23 protein-coding genes are annotated in these 22,592 nt (G+C 57.0%); 10 read left to right on the top strand and 13 right to left on the bottom strand.

The window, feature by feature from the left end; all coding sequences use genetic code 11:
* The first annotated feature begins 188 nt into the window (after positions 1-188).
* The 6 genes from MUY35_RS00215 to MUY35_RS00240 all read left to right on the top strand — a co-directional run bounded on the left by MUY35_RS00215 (position 189) and on the right by MUY35_RS00240 (position 5,857).
* Complete coding sequence (locus tag MUY35_RS00215; protein ID WP_248362933.1) at positions 189-1,067, top strand: DMT family transporter; 879 nt, start codon at positions 189-191, stop codon at positions 1,065-1,067.
* Positions 1,068-1,261: 194 nt separating this feature from the next.
* Positions 1,262-2,335, top strand: a complete 1,074-nt coding sequence (locus MUY35_RS00220; protein ID WP_248362934.1) for a hypothetical protein — start codon at positions 1,262-1,264, stop codon at positions 2,333-2,335.
* Positions 2,336-2,456: 121 nt separating this feature from the next.
* Positions 2,457-3,317: an ATPase gene (locus MUY35_RS00225; protein ID WP_248363820.1), complete on the top strand. Its 861-nt coding sequence runs from the start codon at positions 2,457-2,459 to the stop codon at positions 3,315-3,317.
* 47 nt (positions 3,318-3,364) lie between these two features.
* Positions 3,365-4,303 carry a homoserine O-succinyltransferase gene (metA, locus tag MUY35_RS00230; RefSeq protein ID WP_248362935.1) on the top strand — a complete coding sequence of 313 codons (939 nt, stop codon included), beginning with the start codon at positions 3,365-3,367 and terminating at the stop codon, positions 4,301-4,303.
* Between the two features lie 74 nt (positions 4,304-4,377).
* A complete protein-coding gene (gene ppk2 / locus MUY35_RS00235) occupies positions 4,378-5,247 on the top strand; it encodes a polyphosphate kinase 2 (protein WP_248362936.1) in 870 nt (289 codons plus the stop codon).
* Positions 5,240-5,857 (top strand): TetR/AcrR family transcriptional regulator, encoded by a 618-nt coding sequence (locus MUY35_RS00240; protein ID WP_248362937.1) that lies wholly within the window; start codon positions 5,240-5,242, stop codon positions 5,855-5,857. Before ppk2 ends, MUY35_RS00240 begins: the two co-directional genes overlap by 8 nt.
* A 44-nt stretch (positions 5,858-5,901) precedes the next feature.
* Here MUY35_RS00240 and MUY35_RS00245 read toward each other — a convergent pair whose 3' ends face one another.
* Genes MUY35_RS00245 through MUY35_RS00290 form a run of 10 tightly spaced genes read right to left on the bottom strand, consistent with a single transcriptional unit; the run spans position 5,902 to position 13,963 of the window.
* Positions 5,902-7,122, bottom strand: coding sequence for a cysteine desulfurase (locus MUY35_RS00245; protein WP_248362938.1), 1,221 nt, complete (start codon positions 7,120-7,122; stop codon positions 5,902-5,904).
* Between the two features lie 14 nt (positions 7,123-7,136).
* Complete coding sequence (locus MUY35_RS00250) at positions 7,137-7,736, bottom strand: YIP1 family protein (protein ID WP_248362939.1); 600 nt, start codon at positions 7,734-7,736, stop codon at positions 7,137-7,139.
* Between the two features lie 3 nt (positions 7,737-7,739).
* The gene (locus MUY35_RS00255; protein ID WP_248362940.1) at positions 7,740-8,228 is read right to left on the bottom strand and encodes a YIP1 family protein; all 489 of its coding nucleotides are present in this window, start codon (positions 8,226-8,228) and stop codon (positions 7,740-7,742) included.
* Positions 8,229-8,243: 15 nt separating this feature from the next.
* The gene (locus MUY35_RS00260; RefSeq protein ID WP_248362941.1) at positions 8,244-9,533 is read right to left on the bottom strand and encodes a SufD family Fe-S cluster assembly protein; all 1,290 of its coding nucleotides are present in this window, start codon (positions 9,531-9,533) and stop codon (positions 8,244-8,246) included.
* Entirely contained in the window at positions 9,530-10,294 is a 765-nt protein-coding gene (gene sufC / locus MUY35_RS00265; protein ID WP_248362942.1) for a Fe-S cluster assembly ATPase SufC, read from the bottom strand. The genes MUY35_RS00260 and sufC overlap by 4 nt, the downstream gene beginning before the upstream one ends.
* A 10-nt stretch (positions 10,295-10,304) precedes the next feature.
* Positions 10,305-10,616: a heavy metal-binding domain-containing protein gene (locus MUY35_RS00270; protein WP_248362943.1), complete on the bottom strand. Its 312-nt coding sequence runs from the start codon at positions 10,614-10,616 to the stop codon at positions 10,305-10,307.
* A 28-nt stretch (positions 10,617-10,644) separates the two neighbouring features.
* Complete coding sequence (locus MUY35_RS00275; protein WP_248362944.1) at positions 10,645-10,857, bottom strand: hypothetical protein; 213 nt, start codon at positions 10,855-10,857, stop codon at positions 10,645-10,647.
* Positions 10,858-10,893: 36 nt separating this feature from the next.
* Complete coding sequence (gene sufB / locus MUY35_RS00280) at positions 10,894-12,417, bottom strand: Fe-S cluster assembly protein SufB (protein ID WP_248362945.1); 1,524 nt, start codon at positions 12,415-12,417, stop codon at positions 10,894-10,896.
* A 27-nt stretch (positions 12,418-12,444) separates the two neighbouring features.
* Positions 12,445-13,488, bottom strand: coding sequence for a cysteine desulfurase family protein (locus tag MUY35_RS00285; RefSeq protein WP_248362946.1), 1,044 nt, complete (start codon positions 13,486-13,488; stop codon positions 12,445-12,447).
* A 13-nt stretch (positions 13,489-13,501) separates the two neighbouring features.
* Positions 13,502-13,963: an Rrf2 family transcriptional regulator gene (locus tag MUY35_RS00290; RefSeq protein WP_248362947.1), complete on the bottom strand. Its 462-nt coding sequence runs from the start codon at positions 13,961-13,963 to the stop codon at positions 13,502-13,504.
* Between the two features lie 188 nt (positions 13,964-14,151).
* Here MUY35_RS00290 and MUY35_RS00295 point away from each other — a divergent pair, with 188 nt between their 5' ends.
* Positions 14,152-14,805 (top strand): alpha/beta hydrolase, encoded by a 654-nt coding sequence (locus MUY35_RS00295; RefSeq protein ID WP_248362948.1) that lies wholly within the window; start codon positions 14,152-14,154, stop codon positions 14,803-14,805.
* An 11-nt stretch (positions 14,806-14,816) separates the two neighbouring features.
* A complete protein-coding gene (locus MUY35_RS00300; protein ID WP_248362949.1) occupies positions 14,817-15,059 on the top strand; it encodes a hypothetical protein in 243 nt (80 codons plus the stop codon).
* A gap of 18 nt (positions 15,060-15,077) precedes the next feature.
* Here MUY35_RS00300 and MUY35_RS00305 read toward each other — a convergent pair whose 3' ends face one another.
* The 3 genes from MUY35_RS00305 to ctaA form a co-directional block, all read right to left on the bottom strand.
* Positions 15,078-15,491 (bottom strand): VOC family protein, encoded by a 414-nt coding sequence (locus tag MUY35_RS00305; RefSeq protein WP_248362950.1) that lies wholly within the window; start codon positions 15,489-15,491, stop codon positions 15,078-15,080.
* Between the two features lie 97 nt (positions 15,492-15,588).
* Entirely contained in the window at positions 15,589-17,067 is a 1,479-nt protein-coding gene (locus tag MUY35_RS00310; protein WP_248362951.1) for a carboxypeptidase M32, read from the bottom strand.
* A gap of 10 nt (positions 17,068-17,077) precedes the next feature.
* A complete protein-coding gene (ctaA, locus tag MUY35_RS00315) occupies positions 17,078-18,226 on the bottom strand; it encodes a heme A synthase (RefSeq protein WP_248362952.1) in 1,149 nt (382 codons plus the stop codon).
* A gap of 196 nt (positions 18,227-18,422) precedes the next feature.
* Between ctaA and gyrA the strand changes: the two genes are divergently transcribed.
* Both gyrA and trmFO read left to right on the top strand, forming a co-directional pair.
* Positions 18,423-21,155: a DNA gyrase subunit A gene (gene gyrA, locus MUY35_RS00320; protein WP_248362953.1), complete on the top strand. Its 2,733-nt coding sequence runs from the start codon at positions 18,423-18,425 to the stop codon at positions 21,153-21,155.
* 90 nt (positions 21,156-21,245) lie between these two features.
* On the top strand, positions 21,246-22,592 hold the full coding sequence (gene trmFO / locus MUY35_RS00325) for a methylenetetrahydrofolate--tRNA-(uracil(54)-C(5))-methyltransferase (FADH(2)-oxidizing) TrmFO (protein WP_248362954.1): 1,347 nt from the start codon (positions 21,246-21,248) through the stop codon (positions 22,590-22,592).

Raw genomic sequence — 22,592 nt, forward strand, 5'->3', positions numbered from 1 at the left:
TGTCACCCGCGCGCGACTGACATCACAGTAATTCCCCTCGCTTTCAATCCAGAGACTTGCTAGCCGTGAGAAATGTCGCAACCGCCTCGCATCATACTCTCCGGACATAAGGCCTGCATGAAATCAAGCCCTTGGGCCAGGATCACTGCGGGCATCCCACGTCGTTACAAGATCGAAGAGGTTGCGTCGTGACAGCGACCCTGCGGGCCGCGCTCTGGATGACCGGGGCGATAACGTCGTTCACGGCGATGGCCGTCGCGGGGCGCGCGGTCAGTCACCAACTGGATACGTTCGAACTGATGCTCTACCGTTCCTGCGTTGGGTTTGTGATTATCCTGTCGATTGTTATGATCAACGGACGACAATGCGAACTGAGGACCGCAAACGCCCCCCTGCATCTGCTGCGCAACCTTGCGCATTTCGCCGGACAGAACCTTTGGTTCTTCGCTCTGACGGCGATCCCGTTGGCACAAGTCTTTGCGTTGGAATTCACCTCGCCCCTGTGGGTCGCTGCTCTGGCGCCATTGGTGCTGGGCGAACGCCTGACCGCGACACGCGCCATCAGCGCCATGGTCGGTTTCGTCGGCATTCTGATCATCGCGCAGCCGGGGTCCGGGCTGGGCCTGTCAAACGGCATCGTCGCAGCCGCGCTGTCAGCGATCTGTTTTGCGTTCACCGCGATGTTCACCCGCAGGCTGACCCGGACCGAGACCACACTGGCGATCCTGATGTGGCTGACCGCGACACAGCTTGTGTTCGGGCTGATCACCGCAGGTTTCGACGGGAATATCACCCTGCCGACGTGGGCCACGGCCCCCTGGCTCGTGCTGATTGGATGTGCCGGACTTCTGGCGCATACCTGCTTGACCATCGCACTGTCGATCGCCCCGGCATCCGTGGTTATTCCGATCGACTTCACCCGCTTGCCGCTGATCGCGCTGATCGGGGCGGTGTTTTACGGCGAGCCGGTCGGCTGGGCTTTGGTTCTTGGCGGCGGTCTGATCGTTCTGGCGAACCTCGTCAACATCCGCGCCGAGTCGACCGTAAAACCGGCGCTCGGTAATTAATGCAAACTATACTAAAGTGTTTTGTTGCGATCATTTCTACCAGAAAGCGTGTCCTTTCCACATCGTTTAACGGGTTATAAACAACGCAGTGATATCTGACCCAAGGTAACGATTGACCAATATCAAGTGCGACAAATAGCTTGTTCCTAATGTAACTATGCATATTGGACAGTTAGTGGTTCACGGGAGGAACGATGAACAACCTTAAACTTACAACAGCTGCGCTTTTCACTGCCGCGGCAACCACCGCACAGGCGGGGATTGATCGCTCGGGTCAAAACATCGGCATCCTTTTCGAAGAGGGCAACTATGTCGAATTGAGTTTTGCAAATGTGAGCCCGGATATTGCAGGAACCAACCCGTTTGTTGGTTCGATTTCGCAATCCGCCGTAGACTATAACTCTTTCGGCTTCGGGTTTAAAAAACAGATCAATGACCAGTGGAGCTTTGCACTGATCTATGATCAGCCCTATGGCGCGAACATCAGCTACGAAAACACGCCGATTCAGATTCCATTTCCACCGGGATCTGCTAATCCGGCGATGGCTGAAGTGAAAAGCCACGCCCTGTCGGGTATCGTTCGTTATGAGATGGGCAATGGTTTTAGTGTCCACGGTGGTCTGCGTGCCCAGAAACTCTCGGGCGCCATTCTGTCGGGGGATGGGCAACTGGAAGCGTCCAGCGAGTATGATCTAGGTGGTCTGGTTGGTGTGGCATACGAACGCCCCGACATCGCAATGCGCGTGGCGTTGACCTATTTCACTGCGATCGAGCATGATCTTACCGGTACGCATAACCTTTTGCCGGCCACAGGAAATGTCGAGATGCCGGCTGCCTTCAACTTGGATTTCCAGACGGGTATCGCGGCAAACACGTTGCTCTTCGGGTCCGTTCGCTATGCGAAATGGGACGGAATCACTTTGAGCTCAAACAGCGATGTTTTCGGCCCGGTGGATTGGGTGGATTTCGTTGAAGACATCACCACCTACAAGCTGGGCTTGGGTCGCAAGTTGAATGATAACTGGTCCATTGCAGGCACCGTTTCCTATACTAGTGGCTCGGATGTAGGTACCACTCTGCTGGCTCCTGCGGGCGCAACCACAAGCATTGGTCTTGGCGCCACATACACCCAAGACAACATGAAAATTCAGGCAGGTGTTCAATACTCAATGATTGACGAGAAAACCGTCACCACGGGTATTGGGCCAACCACCTTTAGCGATGGCAATGCACTTGCCTTCGGTATGAAGGTTGGTTTCAGCTTCTAATCCGGCTTGCAACATGATGATAAAAACGCCCCGCAATTTGCGGGGCGTTTTCGTTCGTGCGCGAAGCATTTGACCCGCCCGCCCCTGCCCCTTACGAAGGTGCAAAACGATGGGTAACCAGATGCTGTATAAAAACGCACAGGAATGGCTGAACGCCCCGCATAAACGGGTGCTTTTCTTTGGCATGTCGGGGCTGGGGAAAACCTATCTGTCAACAATGCTGCGCGATCAAGGTGATTGGTTCCACTACTCGATCGATTACCGGATCGGCACGCGTTATATGGGCGAACATATCGCGGATAATTTCAAAGCCGAGGCGATGAAAGTGCCGTTCCTGCGCGACCTTTTGCTATCAGATTCGATCCGAATTACGTCCAAGATCAGCTTTGACAACCTGACCCCTGTCGCCACCTATCTTGGCAAACCCGGCGACCCGGCCAAAGGCGGCGTGGCAATCGACGAATACCGCAGGCGGCAGGACCAGTTCAAAACCGCCGAGATGTCGGCCCTTTTGGACACCGGGCACTTCATCGAACGTGCCGGGCGCATCTATGGCTATCCCCACTTCATCTGCGACACTGGCGGCTCCATCTGTGAATGGATAGATCCGGCACTAGGCGAAAATGATCCCTTGATCGCTGAACTTGGCCAACAGTGTCTTCTCGTCTGGCTCAAAGGGGATGATGCGCATACCCAAAGGTTGGTTGAACGCTTTGACCGCGCGCCCAAGCCGATGGCCTATCAACCAGAGTTTCTGGTGCGCGCTTGGGATGAATACCTGTTGAAATTCAAACTGCAAGAGGGTGATGTTGATCCAGATGACTTCATCCGCTGGACCTATGCGCAAGCGCTGGCGCATCGTCAGCCGCTCTATGAACATATGGCGCGTTATGGCGTGTCGCTTTGCGCACACGAGGTCGCGTCGATCAAAAGCCCTGACGACTTTGACACGATGATCGCCGCGGCCATTGACGCCACCTGATCCGACCCCATCTACGTTCCTTCCTCTGACATCCAAGGACATCTGACATGCCTATCAAGATCCCTTCATCCCTGCCCGCCGCTGACGTGCTGACGGAAGAAGGCGTGATGGTCATGTCCGAGGATCAGGCGTCCAAACAGGACATCCGTCCGATGCGGATCGCCCTTTTGAACCTGATGCCAAAAAAGATCGAGACGGAAACCCAGTTTGCACGCCTGATCGGGGCGCATCCGCTCCAGATTGAGCTTACGCTGATCCGTCCGTCCGAACACACCTCAAAAACCACCAGCCAGGCCCATATCGGCGAATTCTATCAACCGTGGGAGGAGGTCCGCGATCAGAAATTTGACGGGCTGATCATAACAGGCGCCCCGATCGAACACCTACCGTTTGAAGACGTCACATATTGGGATGAGATCAGCCAGGTCTTTGACTGGACCCAGACCAATGTTCATTCAACCTTTGGCGTTTGCTGGGGGGGTATGGCGATGATTTATCACTTCCATAAGGTGAAGAAGCACATTCTGGATGCGAAAGCCTTTGGCTGCTTCCCGCAGAAAAACCTGGACCCCGCGTCTCCGTATTTGCGCGGGTTTTCGGATAGTTGCGTCGTTCCGGTCAGCCGCTGGACCGAGATGCGGCAAGATGAAATTGACGCTGCCCAAGGGTTGACCACCCTTCTGGGATCGGACGAGGTCGGGCCGTGTTTGGTTGAGGATACCGCCCATCGCGCGCTCTATATCTTCAATCATTTCGAATATGATACCAGCACGCTGAAGGGCGAATATGACCGCGACGTCGCCAAGGGCGCGCCAATCAACGTGCCGATGAACTACTATCCCGGCAATGATCCCGCCAACCGGCCGGAAAACCGCTGGCGCAGCCACGCGCATCTGCTTTACGCCAACTGGATCAACGAGATGTATCTGACCACGCCCTTCGACATCGACAAGATCGGCGAAAGTCGTCAGGACCGTCGCAACTGAGTTGGGTCAGGTCGTGTCGCAATTGCCAACCGGCAGCGAACGCCCCATAATGGCGCGAAATCAGGAGTTTGCGTATGTCTTTGCCTTTCGATGGTGCGATTTCGAAATTTTATAAAGAGACTGCACCCGACGCGGTGCGAAAGGTGATCAAAAAGGCCAGCAAGAAGGATATTCTGTCGACCACCTATCCTTATGAAACGCCGATGGACAAAGACACTTATGAGGCCGAGATTGAAGCGCTACAGCTTGAGTTGGTGAAGCTTCAGGCCGATGTGAAGGCCACCGGAAAGCGGGTTGTCGTTGTGTTTGAAGGGCGTGATGCGGCGGGCAAAGGCGGCACGATCAAGCGCATTCGCGAGAACTTGAACCCGCGTGTGGCGCGCGTTGTGGCGCTGTCCAAACCGTCGGATCGTGAGGCGGGGGAATGGTATTTCCAACGCTATGTGCGTGAACTGCCGTCGGCCGGAGAAATCGTGCTGTTTGACCGCAGTTGGTACAACCGCGCCGTGGTCGAAAAGGTTTTCGGATTTTGCGAAGATCATCAACGCGAGGCGTTCTTTCGCCAGCTGCCGGAATTCGAGGATATTTTGGTAGATGAGGGCATCCATTTCGTGAAGCTTTGGCTGAATGTCGGGCGCGCAGAACAGTTGCGCCGCTTCCTGTCGCGCGAAAAAGCCCCCCTAAAGCAGTGGAAGCTCAGCTGGATCGACGTCGAGGGGTTGCAACGATGGGACGCCTATTCCGACGCGATCACCGAGACCTTCGAGCGTAGCCATCGTAAACGCGCGCCATGGACTGTTGTGCGGTCTGATGACAAGAAACGCGCCCGTCTGGCCGCTATTCGCGCCGTCCTGCAAGGGATTGATTACGCTGGTAAAGATGGAAATATTGCGCATGCGCCAGACAGCAAAATTTGCGGAGGCCCCGATATCTGGGATGGCTAAACGCGGCTATCATCATGGCAACCTGCGTCAGGCGCTGGTCGATGCGGCCCTTGAGCTGATCGAGGCGAAAGGGCCCACCGGCTTCACCTTGTCCGAGGCAGCAAAACAGGCCGGTGTCACGCCCGCCGCGGTTTATCGCCATTTTGCAGGCCGCGAAGACCTGATCGCTGAGGCCGCGCGTCAGGGCTATGAGATTTTTGCGGATCTGATGGAATTTGCCTATGATAAAGGCCACCCATCCGCCTTGGCGAGTTTTGAGGCAACAGGCCGCGCTTATCTAGCTTTTGCCCGGAAATATCCCGGCCACTACATTTCGATGTTCGAAAGCGGGATTTCGATCAACCATTCGCCAGACCTTGCCCGCGTGGCTGGGCGCGCCATGGGCGTGCTGGAAAAAGCGGCCGAGAAACTGGCTGAAAACATCCCGCAAGACAAACGCCCCCCCTCGCGGATGGTCAGCGCACATGTCTGGGCGATGAGCCACGGTGTGGTAGAGCTGTTTGGTCGTGGCAGTCCGGGCCAGAAAAGCCCGTTTCCGCCCGAAGAACTGTTGGAAAGCGGGATCGGGATTTATTTGCGCGGGCTTGGGTTGATCAAGCCCGACGGGTGAATCGCCCTTGGGTCAGGCGCGGATGAACCTCGCGCATGCTGGACTTAGACCAGCAGTCGGTGGCAAAGCTCCAACCCCTCGATCAGCCGATCGACCTCGTCTTTGGTGTTATAAAGACCGAACGATGCGCGGGCGGTGGCAGAGACTCCCAGATGCTCCATCAACGGTTTGGCGCAATGATGCCCGGCCCTGACAGCAATCCCTTTTTTATCAAGGATGGTCGAGATGTCATGGGCATGGGCCGCACCTTCCATGGTGAATGAGAAGATCGCGGCTTTACCGGGTGCATGGCCCTGCACATTGACCCAATTCAGGCCCGCAAGACGTTCTGACGCGTAGGCCGCAAGCGATGCTTCATGGGCGGCGACATTCCCCATCCCCAAATCCATCAGATATTCAAGCGCGGCGCCAAACCCAATGGTTTGCACGATGCCCGGCGTCCCGGCTTCGAACTTCAAAGGGGGGGAAGCGTAGGTCACATTGTCTTTTGATACCTCGTTGATCATATCGCCGCCGCCGAAGAACGGCTGCATTTCCGCTTGCCGTTCGCTGCGGATATAGATCGCGCCGGACCCTGACGGACCATAAAGCTTGTGGCCCGTGATCGCATAGAAATCGCACCCGATATCTTGCACATCAACCGGCAAATGCACCGCGCCTTGCGAGCCATCCACCAGTACAGGCACGCCCTTGACCTTAGCCCCCGCGCAGATCGTCTTTACGTCCACCACGGTGCCAAACACGTTGGAACACTGGGTAACGGCGATCAGTTTCGTGCGATCGGTGATCGCGTCGAGCACTTTTTGGGCATCCAGTGATCCGTCCACTTCGGGATCGACCCATTTCAAGACCACCCCTTGCCGTTCGCGCAGGAAATGCCACGGCACGATATTGGCGTGATGCTCCATCGTGGACAGAATGATCTCATCGCCCGCAGTCAGGCGCGGCGCGGCCCAAGCGTACGAGACGAGGTTGATCCCTTCGGTCGTGCCCGAGTTAAAGATGATCTCGTTTTCCGACCCGGCATTCAAGAACCGCGCCACGGTGGCGCGCACGGCCTCGTATTTCTCGGTCGAAAGGTTCGACAGAAAATGCAGGCCACGGTGGACGTTGGAATACTCCTCGCCATAAGCGCGGGTGACGGCGTCGATCATCACCTGCGGCTTTTGTGCCGACGCCCCATTGTCGAGATAGATCAAAGGTTGACCGTTCACCTGACGCGACAGGATCGGAAAGTCCGCACGGACCTTGTTGATGTCAAACATGACGCGAACTCCGATCAGTTGGGTGTGGTCATTGGCACGGGTTCAACACCCAGCAAGACCAGCACGAAAGACAGCGCGAAAACAGCGATAATCATGAAGCCAAGGATCGACGTGAACACCAGCCCGGTCGACTGAAAGCCGTGGCTTTCGCAGGTAAAATGGCTGAGCACCCAAAAAAATAAAAACACCGAGGCAACCATCATGATCGCCGCAAGACCCGGGGCAAAGAAAGTCAGGATCAGTGTGACCGCCTGCAATACGAGAAAGATCAGCTCCATCCAGACGACGGTGATGATCGCATCAGACAATCCACCCTGCCCGCCAAACATTCGCCCAATCAGATAGATCGCCCAAGCGAGGCCAAACATAAACCCGGCTTCGATCATCCCCAGCAGGACGGGGCTGGACAGAAGGGTGCCCATTTGCTCGGGGTCCATTGGGAACATCATGCCAGCAATCACGCCAAGGGCCGCGTTCAAGACCACGACCAGCATCAGGGCTGTCCACAGGGTTTCGCGTGACACGTTTAGGTCGAATAGGTCGCGCGCAACCTTGCGCGGTTCTGGCACCGTTTGCAGCGCCATTCCGAAAAGATAGCCGGGGTCAAACCGCATGGATCATCCTTCCACCTGACGTTCCGCTTCACGCAGGTTGATGGACCAGAACAACAAGAAAGCCAACAGCGCAAGCGCGCCGGTTACCGTCATTTGCACGCCTTCGCCGATGAAGCCTGCAACCATGCCCCACAACAACCAAAGCGGCGTCGCGCAAAGAAGCGCCCAGAACAGCGCAAAACGCGCGCGAAACGCCGTTCCCCGCCCGCCAACCAGACGCATCACAAAATGGCTGAGCGTCCCGATCAGATAGAACGCAAGCGGCATGATGAAAATCCATGCCAACATGGTCGCGCCCATCAGCATGTTCAAATCTTCGCCGGTTTCGTGCGCAACGCGGGCCAGACGCGGCAGTTGCGCGGCGAATACCAGAAGGCAGCCGCCCATTAGCACCGCCAGCGCCTTGTCTTCACGGGTGCCCATGCTCAGACGTCGCTGAAACACCGCGCGTGGCGCGCGGTAGCTTCGAATGACATCGTCGATCACAGACATTTCGCAGGCCCCTGTTTAGCCACGATGGCGGGCAAGCCACGCATCCAGACGGTCAGTGATCTCGGCGCTGATGGCGTCATCTTCGATCTCTTCTATCGCGTCGGCAAGGAAAGCCAGCACCAGAAGATCGGTGGCGATATGAGCCGGGATGCCGCGCGAGCGCAGATAGAACATCGCCTCTTCATCAATCGCGCCCGAGGTCGATCCGTGCGAGCAGATCACATCATCCGCATAGATCTCTAGTTCAGGTTTCGCTTGGAAACTTGCGTCATCATCCAACAACAGAGATTGCGATTTTTGATAGCCGTCCGTTTTCTGGGCCTTCTGTTTCACAAGAATTTTGCCCTGAAACACGCCTTTCGCGCCGTTCTTCAGCACCTTTTTAAACACCTGACGGCTTTCGCAGGCCACTGCGTCATGGGTTATGAAAACCGTGTCGTCGTGATGGAATTCCCCATCCGCTCCGTCGCCCAAAGCAGCACCGGCCGCATGGGCAATGGCATCGTCGCCCAAAAACTCGATGACACATTCGTTGCGGGTCAGTTTGCCGTTCACCGTCATGGTGAAGCTTTTGAACACCGATTGTGCGCCCAAACGGGCAAACATGTGAGTGATCGCTTGGCGTTGATGATCGCGACCCTGCGCGCGAACATGGTGGAATTCGCCGCCATCAGCCACGTCAACCTCAACAACCTTTGAGAAGCGCGCAGCCGCGGCCCCGTTTTCCAGAAGGGTCAGCTTCGCGCCCGCTTCCACCCGGATCACGTGGTGCAGCACAGCGTCTGAATTTGCATCGTCATGGCGATAGAACACGCTGACCGGGCGGCTTATGCGCCCCGTCGCGCGGATCACCACGCCATCTGTCGCCATCGCCGTGTTGTGGGCGGCCAGCGGGCGGACCACGGGCGACTGCCCGCGTGTTTCAAGCACCCCATAAAGGTCTTTGGCCCAGTGGATATCCTTGGCGGCTGCATCTGACAAACGCTCAATCTCAAGCCCCTCGCCGGACAGATCATCCGACGCCTCGGCATCAAAAACGCCGTCGACGAAGACAATCTTCAAGCGGTCAACCTGATGGAAAACCGGCGGTTCGCCATCATAGTCGAAAACCTCAGCTGATGCAGGCGTGGCCGTGATCAGGCTGTCGGGACGTGTCCATTTCCAATACTCGTCACGGCGCGTGGGCAAACCCATCTCGGCCAGCCGGTGGGCGGCATCTGCGCGCGCGTCGTGCGCCCACGCACCTGACACTGGTCGCGCATCGGCGCTGATAAGCGTTGGCGCTGGTTTGGCGGCGGTGTTCATGCGTCAATCTCCATCTCGGCAAGGATGCCCGCATAGCCGTTGTTTTCAACCTCTAGCGCCAGTTCGGGTCCGCCAGATTTCACGATCCGGCCATCGGCCATGATGTGCACCACGTCGGGTTTAATATGGTCCAGAAGGCGTTGATAATGCGTGATAACTAGGAACGAACGTCCAGTATCTCTCAGCGCATTCACGCCTTCGGACACCAGCTTCATCGCGTCCACGTCCAGACCAGAATCGGTTTCGTCCAGAATGCACATCTTGGGTTCCAGCATCGCCATTTGCAGGATCTCGTTGCGCTTCTTTTCGCCGCCCGAAAAACCGACATTGACGGGGCGTTTCAGCATGTCGGCGTCGATTTTCAGCTCTTTGGCCTTGGCGCGGATGAACTTCAGGAAATCCGCTGCAGACATTTCGTCCTCGCCGCGTGCCTTACGCTGTGCGTTCACCGCGGTGCGCAGGAAGGTCATGTTGCCAACACCGGGAATTTCGACCGGGTATTGAAACGCCAAAAACAGACCGGCGGCGGCGCGCTCTTCCGGGTCCATGTCCAGAAGGTCATTGCCTTCAAGCGTCGCGCTGCCTTCTGTCACCTCGTAGCCGTCACGGCCCGACAACACGTAAGACAGCGTTGACTTGCCCGAGCCATTGGGCCCCATGATTGCGTGCACTGACCCAGCGGGCACCTCAAGGTCGACCCCTTTCAGGATACGCTTGTCTTCTTCTTCAAGTTTGACGTGCAGGTTATTGATTTTCAGCATTTTTATATCCTTACGAAACAGTGACAGCCGTGCCCGAGGCCGACACCATCAGCATATTGTTGATCACTTCATAGTCGAGGTCCACGCCCACGACCGCATTGGCGCCCATTGACGCCGCTTGTTCTTCCATTTCGGCCAGCGCTGTGCGTCGCGCCTTGCCCAGTTCTTCTTCATACGCGCCCGAGCGCCCGCCCACGATGTCACGCACCTGTGCAAAGATGTCGCGAAAGATGTTCGCGCCCAAAATGGCCTCGCCCGTGACGATGCCGTGATATTTCACAATGGGATGGCCTTCGACCGAGGGGGTTGTTGTGACAATCATTCGAAGTGCTCCAATTCAACCTGCCGCATCACCGCCACCGATCAAGAACAGCGAGCGCACCGCGCGCCGTGAGCCAGCCAAGGAAAATACCCCCGCCGACCCAATACATCGGGTTCAGTTGGTCCAATTTGTGCAGGTTTACATAGATGATCCCCGCTAAACCGCCGATCGCCGGAAACACGTATGGAATGACGGTCTCGAAACCCTCAAGGATCGCTCTCATCTTGCTTTGCTGTTCCATCGACTTTCCTCTGACTGACGCACCGACCGGGAGTTTCTATCCCACCGATCCTTCCAGCGAAATCGCCACGAGCTGTTGCGCTTCCATGGCAAATTCCATCGGCAGCGCCTGCAGAACTTCCTTGGCAAACCCATTGACGATCAGGGCCACGGCCTCTTCTTCGTCCATGCCACGCTGGCGGCAATAGAACATCTGTTCTTCGTCCACCTTGGATGTGGTCGCTTCGTGCTCAACGCGTGACGAATTATTCTTCACCTCAATGTAAGGCACCGTATGCGCCCCGCATTTGTTGCCGATCAGAAGGCTGTCACATTGCGTATAGTTGCGCGAGTTCTTGGCCTTCGGGTGCATCGACACAAGCCCGCGATAGGTATTCTGCGCAAACCCCGCCGAAATACCCTTGGACACGATCCGCGATTTCGTATCGCGCCCCAGATGGATCATCTTGGTGCCGGTATCGGCCTGCTGATGGTTGTTGGTGATGGCGATCGAATAGAACTCGCCCTGGCTTTCGTTGCCGCGCAGGATGCAGGACGGGTATTTCCACGTCACAGCCGAGCCTGTTTCGACTTGTGTCCACATCACTTTTGACCGGTCACCCCGGCAATCGGCGCGTTTGGTCACGAAGTTATAGATGCCACCCTTGCCGTTTTCATCACCGGGATACCAGTTCTGAACCGTCGAGTATTTCACCTCGGCGTCTTCTTCGATGATGATTTCGACCACGGCCGCGTGCAGTTGTGCAACGTCGCGCTTGGGGGCCGTGCAGCCCTCAAGATAGCTGACGTAAGAGCCTTTGTCGGCGATGATCAGCGTGCGCTCGAACTGGCCGGTATTTTCCGCGTTGATGCGGAAATATGTGGACAGCTCCATCGGGCAGCGTGTGTTGGGCGGGATATAGACGAACGACCCGTCCGAGAAGACGGCCGAGTTCAGCGTCGCATAATAGTTGTCCGACACCGGCACGACCGAGCCGAGATATTTCTTCACCAGTTCGGGATGATCACGGATCGCTTCCGAGATCGAACAGAAGATGACCCCGGCTTTTTTCAGCTCTGCCTGAAACGTGGTGCCGACAGAGACAGAGTCAAACACTGCATCCACAGCAACCTTACGGCCTTCAGCGGGGATATTCTCGGCCCCTTCGACGCCAGCCAGGATCATCTGTTCCTTCAGGGGGATGCCAAGTTTTTCGTATGTTGCCAGCAGCTTAGGGTCAACATCGTCAAGCGACTTCGGCTTTTCCTCCATCGACTTCGGACGGGCATAGTAATATTGGTCCTGAAAATCTATTTCGGGATAATCCAGCAGGGCCCACTCCGGCTCGACCAGCTTTTCCCAGCGGGCGAAGGCGTCAAGACGCCATTCGGTCATCCATTCTGGTTCTTCGTTTTTGGAAGAGATCAGGCGCACGATATCGCGGTTCAAGCCCTTGGGGGCGTATTCCATCTCGATATCGGTTTCCCAGCCGTACTTATATTGTCCGGCCAGCGATTTCACCGCTTCGACGGTTTCCTCTTCAACGCCCTCTTTGACGATCAGTTCATCTACACCGGCCATGTCATCCTTTCACCGACCGCACGCACCTTATCGGCCACGCGCTCGGAACTTTTCATATTCACGGCTCCAGGCATGTGCGAATGCCAGAACCTCTTTCTCACTCGTATCGCGGCCAAGCGAGACGCGCAAAGCGCATCCCGCCTGTCCCCGATCAAATCCCATCGCCTCGAGTGCGGCGCTGGTTTTTACCTTCCCGGATGAACAGGCCGATCCTGCGGAAACCGCAAATCCGGCCAGGTCCATCACCATCACCTGCGTCTCGCCCTTCCAGCCCGGAGTGACGAAGCAAGAGGTGTTGGGAAGCCTGTTCGCGTCTTTCCCGACAAAAATAGTCTTATTTGAAGATTCCGCAATGGTATTTTCTAGAATCTTTCTAAGTTTCTTGATGCGCGCGCCTATTCCGTCTTCCAAATCCGCTTGTGCTGCACGGGCCGCGGCGGCAAAACCTGCAATGCCCACGACATTCTCGGTGCCAGATCGCCGCCCCATCTCTTGCCCACCGCCTTTGATGCGCGCTTCAATCTCGGTGCCGCGTTTGACGACAAGTGCGCCGATGCCCTTTGGGCCGCCAAGCTTGTGGGCCGATACGATGGCCATCTGTGCGCCACACCAATTGAACGCAAACGGGATTTTTCCAAAACCCTGCGTGGCATCCGTCAGCATCAAGCCTTCGGGCAGCGTCTGGATCACGCCGGTTTCAGAGTTTGCCAATTGGAGTGCGCACGTGGCGGGATCGTCGACCGTCACTGTCCCGTTTCCATCCACAGCCAACCGTTCGTCACACCAAGAGCGGACCGCATCATGTTCAATGCCCGCACAAGACGCGCCTTTTCCGGCCAGCGCCAGCGCCGCCGCTTCTGTCGCGGACGATGTAAAGATAATGTCGGCCCCTTCGGCCCCTAATGCGGCGGCAATGTCCTTGCGCGCGCGCTCGATCAACCCTTTGGCCGTACGCCCTTCTGCATGAACCGAGGATGGGTTTCCGACCACATCCATTGCGCCAACCATCGCGGCGCGCGCCTCAGCGCGCAGCGGCGTCGTGGCATTCCAGTCAAGATAGGTCCGGCTCACCGACGCGCCCCATTCATTCGTCATCCACCACCGAAAACAATGTCGGCACGGCAGGGCATGGGGTCAGTTCGTTCTTCACTACATCTGACAAGCGGGTCTGGTGTAGAAATACATAGACATGCGCTGACAGGCCTTCCCACAGCCGATTTGTCAGTGACTGGGCCTTTGAGCCGGACATGCCACCCGACGCCCCTGCCCCTTTGTGCATCGCCGATACCGTCTCATCCACAGCGGTCAGGATTTCTGACACACGAATGTCCGAGGCCGCGCGCGCAAGCCTATATCCGCCGCCAGGGCCGCGCACGCTGTCCACAAGCCCGGCACGGCGCAGCTTTACGAACAACTGCTCAAGATAGGGCAGCGAAATGTCCTGCCGCTTGGCAAGGTCGGTCAGCGATAACAGTGCGTCGCTGTCCTGCAGCGCAAGATCGGCCAGCGCCACCATTGCATAGCGCCCCTTTGTCGACAGCTTCATGGCGTAACCTCCCCGTAAAAACATTGACCTTTTGGACTATGCCCACTAGGTCACATAGGACTGGCAAAGGCAGGCCCACGGCCCGCCAATTCGCCACCCCCGTATTATGGTGCGGGTCCGGACGCGTCAAGAAAGCTGGCAGTTGCCGCACGACGCAGGATCTGACGAAAAAAAGAGGCCAAGACCGAATGCCCGAAGTGATTTTTCCCGGCCCCGAAGGCCGGCTTGAAGGCCGATACCACGCTCAAAAGGAAAAAGACGCCCCCATCGCCATCATTCTTCATCCGCACCCGCAATTTGGCGGCACGATGAACAATAAGGTCGTCTATAACCTGCATTACGCGTTCCACAACATGGGCTTTAACGTGTTGCGGTTCAATTTCCGTGGCGTGGGTCGCAGTCAGGGCGAATATGATCAGGGCGTCGGCGAATTGTCTGATGCGGCTTCGGCGCTGGATTATCTGCAATCCATGAACCAGAACGCCAAGCATTGCTGGGTCGCTGGGTTCTCGTTCGGTGCATGGATCGGGATGCAACTTCTGATGCGTCGCCCGGAAATCACCGGCTTTATATCGGTCAGCCCGCCCGCCAACATGTATGATTTCAGCTTTCTGGCACCCTGCCCCAGTTCCGGACTGATCATCAACGGCACCGCCGACCGTGTGGCCCCGCCTGCCGACACGCACGCGTTGGTCAATAAGCTGCACGAGCAAAAGGGCATCACTATCACCCATACCGAGGTAGAACGCTCGGGCCACTTCTTTGAAGATGACCATATGGACACGATGATCACGCATGTGGACGAATACGTCCGCCGCCGCCTGACCGAAACGACCCGTTAAGCGAGGCACAGATGGATCTTCTTGAACAAGTCTCGGACGGATTGGCCAAAGAAGTGCTGAAAGCCGTCGATGCGACTGGCAACGAATATCTGGTGGACGAGATCAAGAAGACCATCGGCGCTTCCTCAACCACATTGGAAGAGGCTTTCATGACCGCCGTGCGCATCCGCCGCGCCGAGGCGCGCGGGCGCGAGATGTTGATACAGCTTTTGAAGAAACACGTGGAAGCTGAGCGGTCTGAACAGCCTGAATAGTCCCAAGGTACAACAGCCCTAATCATTGCCCTTGTCGGTGCGCGTATCGTCCCAGAGCATTGGTTCCCACAGCTCAACCTTGTTGCCTTCCGGGTCCATGATCCACGCAAAATCACCGTTTTCGTGACGCTCTGGCCCAGCAACGATCGCCACGCCCGCTGTCTTCAGTTGTTCCAGCAGCCCGGCCAGATCATCGACACGGTAGTTTATCATGAAGCTCGACGTGCTGGGGGCAAACCAATCGCTGGTACTGTCGGCGGTGCTCCAGACAGTCAAACCTTTGTCATCCGCATGGTCATCCTGCCAGTTCAGGACCGCCCCACCGAAATCTTCAAGCGCGATGCCCAGATGGGTTTGATACCACGCGGCCAACGCGGCGCCGTCACCTGTGGATTTGATGAACACGCCGCCGATTCCGGTTACTTTTGCCATCGCTTGCCCTCCTCGCGCAGGTTAAGCCGCACACGGAAACCCGAATGGCGGCCTTTCGATGTTACACGACAGGTGCTTGCGCGTAAAACCGGGTGGTTTACAGGCGATAAATCTCGGAAAATTTGGCCTCTAGATAAGACAAGAGCGGTTCGACCGACACTTGTTTACCCGTTGCAGTCTCGATCACCTCTTGCGGAGCAAACAGCGCGCCGTGTTGTTGCACTTTCTCTTTCAACCACGCGGTCGCATAGGTCGCATTGCCTCGTGCAAGATTGGCGTCAAGGTCGGGCAGATCAGCCCGGAGCGCGTCATGCAGACAGCCCGCATAGACATTGCCAAGGCTATAGGTCGGGAAGTAGCCAAACAGGCCCACTGCCCAATGCACATCCTGCAAAACACCGTTTGAGGATCGATCAATCCTATACCCGAAATCGGCTTCAAACAGGGCATTCCAGGCTTCTTCCAAGTCGGCCACGTCCAGTTGACCGGAGATCAAACGACGTTCCAGATCGAAGCGCAGCATGACATGCAGGTTATACTGCACCTCGTCGGCCTCGGTGCGGATATAGCCCTTTTCCAGCCGGTTTACGGTGCCATAAAACGCATCAGCGTCACCGGCACAGCCGTGGTCGAATTTGTTTTCCATCTGGCGATACAGCCAATCCGTAAATGCGCGTGAACGGCCAAGCTGGTTTTCATAAATACGCGACTGGCTTTCATGCACTCCCATCGAGGCGCCGCGGCCAATGGGCGTCAGCAGATAACTCCGGTCTACGTTCTGCTCATAACAAGCATGCCCGACCTCGTGGATGGTGGAATAAAAGCAGTTGAATGGGTCTTGTTCATTGGTGCGCGTAGTGATGCGCACATCAAGGCCCGAACCTGAACTGAACGGATGCACCGCTTTGTCGATCCGGCCATAGGTCAAGTCATAGCCAAACTTATCGGTAAGCTTTTTGGATAGATTCATTTGCTTCTTGGCGGGATAGGTGCCGACGAGCTTTTCGGGTTGATGGGATGCGCCCAGGGTGGCGTCGCGCAAGCTTACCAACCGGGGCCGCATGGCATCAAACATCGTCTGAATATCTTGGCCGGATGCGCCCGGCTCGTAGTCGTCCAGCAGCGCATCATATAGGTCGCCATCCCCCGCAATAGCTGCGGCTTCTTCCCGACGCAGCGACACGATCTCTTTCAGCACCGGCCGGAACGCGGCAAAATCGTCTTTTGCGCGCGCATCTGCCCATTTGCCTTGCGCAACCGAGGTCGCGCGGGCAATCGCGCTGGACAGCTCGACCGGAACTTTCTGCGCGCGGGTTTGGGCGCGCTTGATTTCGCGAATTTGGGCGGCGGACACGTCATCAAGCTTACCCGCTTCAATTTCGTCCAGCCACGCACCGACTTTGGGATCAATCCGGCGGGCGTGCAGCATTTTTTCAATCGCTGCCAATTCCTCGGCCCGTTGTGGCCCTGCCCCCTCTGGCATCATGGTTTCCTGATCCCAGCCCAAGCGGCCTGCGATTTCGGTTAAAGCTTGGGTGTCGCGTTGGAACACCATCAGGTCTTCAAATGCTGTCATGTTTTAGGCCCTAACTTCGCACAGATTGTTCAGCGGGATAGCCCGCCAAGAAACGAGCGTTCAGGATCAAAACCCAAGCCATGATTGCACCCACCTGGTGTGTGATCGCCACATGAAGCGGCGAGGCTTGTAACACTGTGGTAATCCCCAGCACCAACTGACCCAACACCATCACGGTCGCAAACGTAAAGCCCGCGCGTATCATCTGGTTGCCTGATCGTCGTGACACGCGCCAAACAACCAAAGCATAGATAACCAACAGATAGCCCATCATACGGTGCATGAACTGCACAAGACCTGCATTTTCGAAGAAGTTGCGCCAGATGGGGGATAAGTCGAAGGCATCGGGCGGAAAGAACTGGCCCGCCATCCACGGCCAATCGACGAATGACCGGCCTGCATCGATCCCCGCAACCAACGCGCCCAACAGGATTTGCAGCAGCGCCAGATGCATCAGGCCCGTGCCCATGCCAAACAGTTTTGCTTCGCGGTTTCGGCGCGCAGCCATCAGGCTGGCCTCTTTGCGGCCCAGCATAAGGATATACCACGCAATCAGGCCCAGAATGACAAAAGCCAGCCCAAGGTGGACGGCCAAGCGGTACGAGGCCACATCGACGCGCTCGCCCGACAAGCCAGACGACACCATCCACCAGCCTATCGCACCCTGCACGCCACCAAGCGCGCCCAACATCAGCAGGCGACCAGTCCAGCCGTTGGGAATCTTTCGTGCTGCCAGAAACCCAAAGAACCCGACGGCCCAGACCAGTCCAATGAATCTGCCAAGCTGGCGATGCCCCCATTCCCACCAATAGATGGATTTGAACGCCGCAAGGTCCATGCCGCTGTTTTGTAGTTTGAATTCGGGGATTTGCTGGTATTTCGCGAACTCGGTCGCCCATTCGGTGTCATTCATTGGCGGCATCGCCCCGGTGAACGGCGCCCATTCGGTGATCGAAAGACCCGAATCCGTCAGCCGCGTCAGCCCGCCAACAACCACCATCGCGGCCACCAGCGCAAATAGAACCATCAGCCACAAGCGCACAGCACCGCGCGCCGCGCCGCCACCCGACCCACGTTCGATCACACCGGCTTTGGGGCCTTCCTGCGGGGCCGTGGTCTTGTCGCTGACTTCTTCAAAAATGCTGCGGGGTTTGGACATCTGGCTCTCCCATTCGCTTTCGCGCGATATTCCTTTACTTGGCGATGAATGCCAAGGGGGCAAGACCTAAGAAAAACCGAGAAATTCCGTCTGTTTCCGCGGTTAATCCGGTCCTTTCGGTTGCCCCTTCCGACAAGCCGATGATATAGTCGCCAGACCTAGATATTGTGTGAAACGCACCAAAACGGCGGACAACGTGACAGACACCCCAGAAGTACCGGAAAACGAAGGCGAAATGCCGCCTGAACGTCCCGTTTATGACGGCCCGCAAATCTCGATTGAGGAGGAGATGAAAACCTCCTATCTCGATTATGCGATGAGCGTGATCGTCAGCCGGGCGATCCCCGACCTTCGGGACGGGTTGAAACCGGTTCACCGGCGCATCCTTTACGCGATGTATGGCACCGGCAACACCCATGACAAACCTTACCGCAAGTCGGCACGTCCGGTGGGCGACACGATGGGTAAGTATCACCCGCACGGCGATTCAGCGATCTATGACGCGTTGGTACGGATGGCGCAGCCGTTTTCCATGTCTTTGCCGCTTCTGGACGGTCAGGGCAACTTTGGCTCGATGGACGGCGATAATGCGGCGGCCATGCGATATACCGAAGTGCGGATGGACAAACCTGCCGCCTCGCTGCTGGCGGACATCGAAAAAGACACGGTCGATTTTCAAGACAACTATGACGGCAAAGACCTTGAACCAACGGTCTTGCCTGCCCGCTATCCAAACATGCTGGTCAATGGCGCCGGTGGCATCGCCGTCGGCATGGCCACCAACATTCCGCCGCACAATCTGGGCGAAGTCGTGGATGCGACGCTTGCGTTGATCGAAAATTCCGACCTAAGCTCGGAAGATCTGATGGAATATGTCCCTGGCCCTGATTTCCCCACAGGTGGCATCATGCTAGGCCGGTCCGGCGCCCGAAAAGCGTATCTTGAAGGGCGTGGCAGCGTGATCATGCGCGCCAAGACGCGGTTCGAGGAGATCCGCAAGGACCGTTACGCAATCGTGCTGGACGAAATCCCCTATCAGGTGAACAAGGCCACGATGATCGAAAAGATCGCTGACCTTGTGCGTGAAAAGAAGATCGAAGGCATTTCGGCGGTTCAGGACGAAAGCGACCGGATCGGCGTGCGCGTTGTGGTCGAGCTGAAGCGCGACGCCACAGCCGAAGTGGTTTTGAATCAACTGTTCCGTTACACGCCGATGCAAACCTCGTTTGGCTGTAACATGTTGGCGCTGAACGGTGGTCGCCCCGAACAATTGACCTTGCGAGATTTTCTAAGCTATTTCATCACCTTCCGCGAGGAAGTTGTCACGCGCCGCACGGCCTTTGAACTGCGCAAAGCGCGTGAACGCAGCCATGTGCTGTGTGGTCTGGCTGTCGCTGTAACGAATGTCGACGAAGTGGTCGCGACCATCCGCGGCTCGGCTGACCCGGCAGATGCGCGCGCTAAGTTGATGGAGCGTCGCTGGCCCGCCCATGACATCGCGGAATACATTCAGCTGATCGACGATCCCACCCACAAGATGAACGAGGACGGGACCTATAACCTGTCTGAAACGCAGGCCCGCGCGATCCTTGAGCTGCGCTTGCAGCGCCTGACCGCCATGGGCGTGAAAGAGGTCACGGATGAACTTCAAGACCTCGCCGCAAAGATCAGAGATTACTTGGATATTTTACGTTCACGCGAGCGGATCATGTCTATCATTTCGGACGAATTGCGCGAGGTGAAAGAGGCTTTCGCCGTGCCGCGGCGCACCGAGATTGTCGACTGGTCCGGTGACATGGACGATGAAGACCTGATCGAACGCGAGGATATGGTTGTGACCATCACCGCAAGTGGCTGGGCCAAGCGCACACCGCTGGCTGACTTCCGCGCGCAGAAACGCGGTGGCAAAGGGCTGTCGGGGATGCAGACCAAGGACGAAGACGCGATCACTACTCTGTTCGTCGCAAACACCCATACGCAGCTTCTGTTCTTCACCGATGACGGCATGGCTTACAAGCTCAAGACCTGGCGCCTGCCCCAAGGTGGCCGAACCGCCAAGGGAAAACCGCTGGTGAATATCCTGCCCATCCCCACAGGCGTGTCGATTGCAGCCATCTTGCCTGTTGATCGGGACGAAGAAGACTGGGACGACCTGCAGATTATCTTTGCAACCTCGAAGGGCTCGGTGCGCCGCAACCGCCTGTCTGATTTCACCAATGTTATGCGCAACGGCAAGATCGCGATGAAGTTTGAAGGCGATGATGAAGGCACCCGCCTGATCAACGCGCGAATTTGCGATGAAAACGATGACGTGATGCTGGTGACGACTTCGGGCCGTGCGATCCGCTTCCCGGTGACAGATGTGCGGGTCTTTAACTCGCGGTCTTCGACGGGTGTGCGGGGCATCAGACTGGTAAACGACGGAGACGAGGTCGTATCGGCCTCGGTCATTCGCCATTTCGATGCCACGCCGGACGAACGCACGAGCTTTATCAAGCGCTTCCGGTCTGAACTGGGCAACGACACCTCGGATGATGACACCAGCGAAGAGGTTGCGGGCGATCTGATCGAAGAACGCTATCAGGAAATGCTGGCGGCCAATGACCTGCTTGTTACGATCAACAAGGGTGGTATCGGCAACTTGACCTCCAGCCATGACTACCGTGTTAGTGGTCGTGGTGGACAAGGTGTGGCTGCCATGAAAGGCGGTGAAATCGTGGCCTGTTTCCCGATTGAAATGGACGATCAGATCATGTTGGCGACATCCAAAGGGCAATCCATCCGCTGTCCGGTCAATGGCATTAGCTTCCGATCACGCAGCGCAGGCGGCGTAAAAGTGTTCAACACCGGCAAGGGCGAAGAGGTCGTCTCTGTCGCGCGGATCATTGAACAATCTGACGAAGAAGACGCCATGGACAGCGAAAGCTGATCCGTTCGTCCTACATCTGCCCCTTTTCTGCAACACGCTGGCGGAAAAGGGGCTCTTCCCTTTTGCCCGACGATCTCCTATCTGCACCCCATGACTGACAAGACATTACACATTGTGGGCGGCGGCATGGCCGGGTCCGAAGCGGCATGGCAGGCAGCCCATATGGGCGTCGATGTGGTGCTGCACGAAATGCGTCCAGAAATTGGCACCTTCGCCCACCAATCCGGTGATTTTGCTGAAATGGTGTGCTCCAACTCGTTCCGGTCAGATGACGACGAACAGAACGCCGTTGGGCTTTTGCATTGGGAAATGCGCCAAGCGGGTGGCGTGATCATGGCGTCCGCCGATGAAAATCGCCTGCCAGCTGGCGGCGCGTTGGCCGTGGACCGCGAAGCGTTTGCGCAAAACGTCACCGCCAAGCTGCACGCATTGCCGAATGTCAGCGTGGAGTATGGCGAAGTAACTGATCTGTCCAGTGATGGGCATTGGATATTTGCCACTGGCCCGTTGACCTCGCCCGCCCTTGGCGACGCGATCGCACGCGAAACTGGCACGGATCGTCTTGCCTTTTTCGATGCGATCGCGCCCATCGTCTATGCCGACAGTATTGATATGGACGTTGTCTGGGCGCAGTCGCGCTATGACAAGGGCGAGACGGAAGCGGAGCAGAAGGCCTACCTCAACTGTCCTATGACCAAAGACCAATACGAAGCGTTCATCGACGCGCTTCTGGCCGCCGACAAGACCGAGTTTCACGAGGGCGAAACCGCCACCTATTTCGACGGCTGCCTGCCGATCGAGGTGATGGCCGAACGCGGCCGCGAAACACTTCGGTTTGGCCCGATGAAACCTGTTGGCCTGACCAATGCGCATAAGCCCGAGGATAAACCCTATGCGGTTGTGCAGCTGCGCCGTGACAACGCGCTTGGCACGCTGTTCAACATCGTCGGCTTCCAAACCAAAATGAAATACGGCGCGCAGTCCGAGGTTTTCAAGATGATCCCGGGTCTGGAAAGCGCCTCTTTTGCACGACTGGGCGGCATCCACCGCAACACGTTCATGAACTCGCCAACACTACTGGACAACCAGATGCGCCTGAAGTCCCGCCCGAACATTCGCTTCGCCGGACAGGTGACGGGCGTCGAAGGCTATGTGGAAAGTGCGGCCATGGGGTTGCTCGCGGGCCGTCTGGCGGCTGCCGAGATCCTGGGCCTCGACCTTCCCACGGTGCCGCAAGACACGGCCATGGGCGCGCTGATCCACCACATCACCGGCGGGGCCGAGGCGAAAACCTTCCAGCCGATGAACGTGAATTTCGGGCTGTTCCGTCCGGTTGACGGGCTGAAAGGCGGGCGACGCGGTCGCAAAGATCGCTATAAGGCCTACACGGACCGCGCCAAAGAGGCCTGGACCGACTGGCTTGAGAAATTCACCTGA

This window comes from Aliiroseovarius sp. S1339 (assembly GCF_023195695.1).
Classification (GTDB): domain Bacteria; phylum Pseudomonadota; class Alphaproteobacteria; order Rhodobacterales; family Rhodobacteraceae; genus Aliiroseovarius.